Below are 5,383 nucleotides of genomic sequence, written 5' to 3' on the forward strand. Positions count from 1 at the left end.
GCCCCTCTGCCCCATCTCCCCCATCTCCCCATTCACTCTACTTAACGCGTTACTAAATTACCGTTGCGGGTAAATGTTTGACAATGCAATTCACCATCTTGCTGGACACATAGCGAAAACCATCTGATATGACTCCAACAAGTGTTGATGTTGTTGGTAATTTTGCGCTTTTTTTTGGAAAGGCGTTGCCTCACAACTTCATTAGGGCAGAGAATTTCCAAAGTACCCAAACCATCTTCACGAACGACAAGCCGAAATAGGCAGTCTTGCAACATAGCACGGCTGCTGCTGTCGAAGAAACGCTTAAATCGCTGTAGCTTTTCTCCTTCAGTCATTTGACTGATGGGTTTTATTTCAAATAAATCCTCATTCTCTAAGTCAAAGTCATCATCCTCAAAGTCGTAGGGGTCAATCATTTTCAGCATCCACTAGGCGACCTGAAATTATAGTAGCTCTGTCTGGGCACAGGAGAGATGGGGAGGCAACGGAGATGAGATAGAGGGGCAGGGGAGAATATAATTCCTCAGTCAACAGTCAACAGTCAACAGTCATCAGTGAAATTCTCTAAAACTGACTTGTCGTTCTTTATATAACCTTTATACTGTAATTAAGAGTATAGTGACCGAACAATTCGCAATTCACAGTAACCCAAAGCAGCAGGCAAGCAACCCAATTTTCAATTTGCAGATGTAATTGTAAATTGATTAATTTCAGCTTGCATAAAAACTAATTTAAATTACGAAAAACAACAAAACTGTATTATTGCGAATTTGTTTGACCAGCTTTTTAGATGCCAATTAACACTTATGGCGTTTAACCTACCGCGAATTCCCAACTGGGTGAAAACAGGTGTCAGTTTTATTGCGTCTTTACCGCTTGCAGTTTTTACTAGTATTATTACCACTCAAGTAAATAAAGCTTTTCCAGAAAAGTTTTTGAATTTAATTAATAAACCAGCCCCAGTTCCACTATGGATTTTGGTTGTATTTTTATTAATTACTCTATTACCGCTTTTATGGACTGCAAGACATTATCACAAGGCACATCAAATCGTTATCAAGCTTAACGAATTAGATGATTCGTTACTGTTACTTTTACCTGAGTTGGATGTCAACTCAAATATTCATGAATCATTGAAGCGATTATTAGAGCAATTTATTGAAAAAACACATAATATCATGCCACTTCTCGATGATTGTGGTATTGCTATTTATGCACCAGACCCTAGTAATCCAGAGTTTTTAACTACTTGGTGTCAATCACAATCACCAAATGAATACGGGAATAAAGTACGTTTCTATATTGGTCAAGACCCTAATCAACATCGCGGATGCGCGGGTTGTACTTTCGTGGATGGGAAACGAAGAATTGTACATCTGTCACGAATTAATAAGATGTGGCAGGCTGACGATCCGCAATACATTTTTAGCAAGGATAGAAATCGCCGCATTTTAGATTATATGACATTGATTACTATACCAATTATCGGTGGTACAGATAGTTTAGGAGTTTTGTGTCTTTACAGTAAAAATGTAACAACTTTTGATTCTAAAGCTATTCAAGAGTTGTTATTTGTAATTGCAAATCGTTTAGCAACAGTGATGCTAGTAGCTCGTAATTACCAGCTACAACATTCTACTACTAATTAAAATCACCAAGTGTATGGTTAGGTAAAAGAAAGTAGGGAATAGAGAATTAGGATTTTAAAGTTGCACCAAATTTTTTAGTCATATCAAATCATAGTCCTAATATCTGATTTGAGTTAAATATTTATCTTTAATTTTGCCGCCAGGATGATGCTAGAAAACGCCACAGCTTTGGTAGCATTTTATCTTTGCTGGCTAATTCTAGTGTAACTGAACCATAATCTGTACCATACTTGCGCTCAGCCTCTTGAAATTGCCTGAGGCTTTTTTTACCGCGCATATATTCTTTAGATTCTTTGATCAATAGAAACTGGCGTTCTTCGGCTGTTAAACCTGTTATTGGTAAATTTTTCACTTTTTTCATCGCTATATAAATAAGGATAAATAAATTTACTGGTTTATTTTCAAAATTTATGCATTTGGTAATAAAAATTTGATAACCAAAGTCATTATTATATCTTTATTGTACTCACGCTATCAACAAAACTAAGTATGCTTATCGAAAAAAGAAACTGGGAAAACAGGCTGTTTCTTTGATTCATGTAGTGTGTCAATTGCCACTCCCCCCAAGAAACTTAGTTATATTCATTGTGCTAGCAATCAGTTAACAGAAATTTACTAATATCAGTAATCAATTAATTTAAATTAAATCTACAGTGGAGAATGTAAGATGCTCACGGCGATCGCTTTGCTGTGGAGACAAATGTTTCCTCCCCCAGCAACAAAAGCCAAAAAACCACCAAAAGCGGTAATACTACTACTCTAGGAAGACGTGAAGACCGATCCAACTAGGTGCTTACATGTTTTTACAATATTTTTATCAAAGAACATTACTCCATGTGCCTTGTGCCCCTAAAGTGGTTTATCGAATAGCTTATGCAACCTACTAATCCAAACCAATTTACGGAAAAAGCTTGGGAAGCGATCGCCCACACGCCGGATATTGTTAAACAATATCAACAACAACAGATTGAAAGCGAACATTTGATGAAAGCACTGCTAGAACAAGATGGTCTAGCTAGCAGTATTTTGACGAAAGCCAGCGTTAACTTGCAAAAACTCAGGGATCGCACCGATCAATTCATCCAACGTCAGCCGAAAGTGTCTGGTAGCAGTACTTCCGTCTATTTAGGACGCAGCTTGGATACACTACTAGATCGTGCAGACGGATATCGCCAAGAATTTAAAGATGAATATATTTCAATAGAACATTTATTGCTGGCTTATGCTAAAGACGATCGCTTTGGCAAAAGTTTATTTCAAGAATTCGGTTTAGACGAAAAGAAACTAAAAAATATTATTAAACAAATTCGTGGGAGCCAAAAAGTGACCGACCAAAATCCAGAAGGCAAATATGACGCACTGGAAAAATATGGGCGTGACCTTACAGAAGCAGCCCGAAAAGGTCAACTCGATCCAGTGATTGGACGGGATGATGAAATTCGTCGCACCATCCAAATTCTCTCTCGTCGTACGAAGAATAACCCTGTATTAATTGGCGAACCTGGTGTTGGAAAAACTGCCATCGCCGAAGGTTTAGCACAGCGCATTGTGGCTGGTGATGTGCCCCAATCCCTCAAAGACCGCAAGTTAATTGCCTTAGATATGGGCGCTTTAATTGCGGGGGCAAAATTCAGGGGTGAATTTGAAGAACGTCTGAAAGCAGTATTAAAAGAAGTCACCGAATCTGGTGGTAATATTGTTTTATTTATTGATGAAATTCACACCGTTGTTGGTGCTGGCGCTACCCAAGGAGCGATGGATGCTGGGAATTTATTAAAACCAATGTTGGCGCGGGGCGAATTGCGCTGTATTGGAGCCACAACCTTGGACGAATATCGCAAGTATATCGAAAAAGATGCAGCATTAGAAAGACGTTTCCAACAAGTTTATGTGGATCAGCCTAGTGTCGAAGACGCGATTTCGATTTTGCGGGGTTTGAGAGAACGCTATGAAAACCACCACGGGGTGAAGATTTCCGATAGTGCTTTGGTTGCAGCGGCGATATTATCGAGTCGTTATATTAGCGATCGCTTCTTACCAGATAAAGCCATTGACTTAGTAGATGAAGCCGCCGCTAGATTAAAAATGGAGATTACCTCCAAACCAGAAGAACTCGACGAAATCGACCGCAAGATTTTGCAATTGGAAATGGAGAAATTATCACTACAAAAAGAAAGTGATGCTGCTTCTCGCGAACGTTTAGAAAGACTGGAAAAAGAAATTGCTGACCTCAAAGAAGAACAAAGTACTCTCAACGCGCAATGGCAATCTGAAAAAGATATTATTACTAAAATTCAGTCCGTCAAAAAAGAAATTGAACGGGTGAATTTAGAAATTCAGCAAGCAGAACGCGATTACGACCTCAACAGGGCTGCGGAATTGAAGTATGGTAAATTAACAGATTTACATCGCAAATTAGAAGCAGCAGAAAGCGAATTAGCAAATGCCCAAAAAACCGGCAAATCTTTGTTGCGAGAAGAAGTAACCGAAGCTGATATTGCTGAAGTAATTTCTAAATGGACGGGAATTCCCATTAGCAAGTTGGTGGAATCTGAAAAAGAAAAACTGCTACATTTAGAACATGAATTGCACCACCGCGTAGTTGGACAAGAAGAAGCAGTCACAGCTGTAGCCGATGCAATTGTGCGATCGCGTGCTGGATTAGCCGATCCCAATCGTCCCATCGCCAGCTTTATTTTCCTCGGCCCCACTGGTGTCGGTAAAACCGAATTGGCGAAAGCCTTAGCGGCGTACATGTTCGACACCGAAGAAGCTTTAGTGCGAATCGATATGTCGGAATATATGGAGAAACACGCCGTCTCAAGACTTATCGGTGCGCCTCCAGGATATGTAGGTTATGAAGAAGGCGGACAATTAACTGAAGCAATCCGTCGTCGTCCTTATGCGGTGATTCTCTTCGATGAAATCGAGAAAGCCCACCCCGATGTATTCAATATTTTCCTACAAATACTCGATGATGGTCGGGTTACCGATGCCCAAGGTCATACAGTGGACTTTAAGAACGCTATTATCATCATGACCAGCAACATCGGTTCTCAATATATTCTCGATATCGCTGGTGATAACGCACACTATGAAGAAATGCGCCGTCGGGTAATGGAGGCGATGCGAAATAGCTTCCGTCCAGAATTCCTCAACCGCGTAGATGAAATGATCATCTTCCACGGTTTAAACAAGCACGAATTACGTCAAATCGTACAATTACAAGTACAAAGACTGCGCCAAAGACTGAGCGATCGCAAGATTTCTCTGAAAATCTCCGATTCTGCTCTTGACTTTTTAGCAGAAGTAGGGTACGATCCAGTGTTTGGGGCACGTCCATTGAAACGAGCGATTCAGCGCGAATTAGAGACGCAAATTGCCAAAGCCATCTTGCGCGGCGAATTCAACGACGGTGACACCATCTTCGTGGACGTGCAAAATGAGCGTCTTTCCTTTAGCCGTTTACCGGTTGTGGAGATTTTTAGTAGTTGAGGCGATTTTCGATTTTGGGAGGCAGGAAAAGGGGAAAGGGAAAAGGGAAAAGGGGAAAGGGCAAAGGATAGACTTCTAAGAGAAGTCGAGAAAAGGGGCAGGGGAAAGGGGGAAAGGTTTGGTATTTTCCCTTTCCCCTTTAACATGTATCGCTTTTCCCTTTGACCACAAGAGTGCAAAAAGCAATTGATTGCAAGAGGTCTGATAATATTTAAAACCTTTCCCCTTTCCCCCTTTCC

4 protein-coding genes are annotated in these 5,383 nt (G+C 40.3%); 2 read left to right on the forward strand and 2 right to left on the reverse strand.

The window, feature by feature from the left end:
- Nucleotides 1-41: 41 nt before the first annotated feature.
- Nucleotides 42-425, reverse strand: coding sequence for a hypothetical protein (locus GNE10_RS31620; RefSeq protein ID WP_260447114.1), 384 nt, complete (start codon nt 423-425; stop codon nt 42-44).
- A 381-nt stretch (nt 426-806) separates the two neighbouring features.
- Between GNE10_RS31620 and GNE10_RS31625 the strand changes: the two genes are divergently transcribed.
- Nucleotides 807-1,649: a hypothetical protein gene (locus tag GNE10_RS31625; protein WP_185569893.1), complete on the forward strand. Its 843-nt coding sequence runs from the start codon at nt 807-809 to the stop codon at nt 1,647-1,649.
- Nucleotides 1,650-1,776: 127 nt separating this feature from the next.
- On the opposite strand, the gene GNE10_RS31630 is transcribed toward GNE10_RS31625, so the two are convergent.
- Entirely contained in the window at nt 1,777-2,001 is a 225-nt protein-coding gene (locus tag GNE10_RS31630; protein ID WP_099081357.1) for a hypothetical protein, read from the reverse strand.
- Between the two features lie 521 nt (nt 2,002-2,522).
- On the opposite strand from GNE10_RS31630, the gene clpB reads away from it, so the two are divergent.
- On the forward strand, nt 2,523-5,144 hold the full coding sequence (clpB, locus tag GNE10_RS31635) for an ATP-dependent chaperone ClpB (protein WP_185569895.1): 2,622 nt from the start codon (nt 2,523-2,525) through the stop codon (nt 5,142-5,144).
- Nucleotides 5,145-5,383 lie beyond the last annotated feature (239 nt).

Source organism: Nostoc sp. 2RC (genome assembly GCF_014222165.1).
In the GTDB taxonomy this organism is placed as follows: Bacteria; Cyanobacteriota; Cyanobacteriia; order Cyanobacteriales; family Nostocaceae; genus Nostoc; species Nostoc linckia.

What these genes read in the sequence shown, in the direction of transcription:
- GNE10_RS31620 (WP_260447114.1), bottom strand. Translation starts at nt 425, where the DNA reads ATGCTGAAAATGATTGACCCCTACGACTTTGAGGATGATGACTTTGAC.
- GNE10_RS31625 (WP_185569893.1), top strand. Translation starts at nt 807, where the DNA reads ATGGCGTTTAACCTACCGCGAATTCCCAACTGGGTGAAAACAGGTGTC.
- clpB (WP_185569895.1), top strand. Translation starts at nt 2,523, where the DNA reads ATGCAACCTACTAATCCAAACCAATTTACGGAAAAAGCTTGGGAAGCG.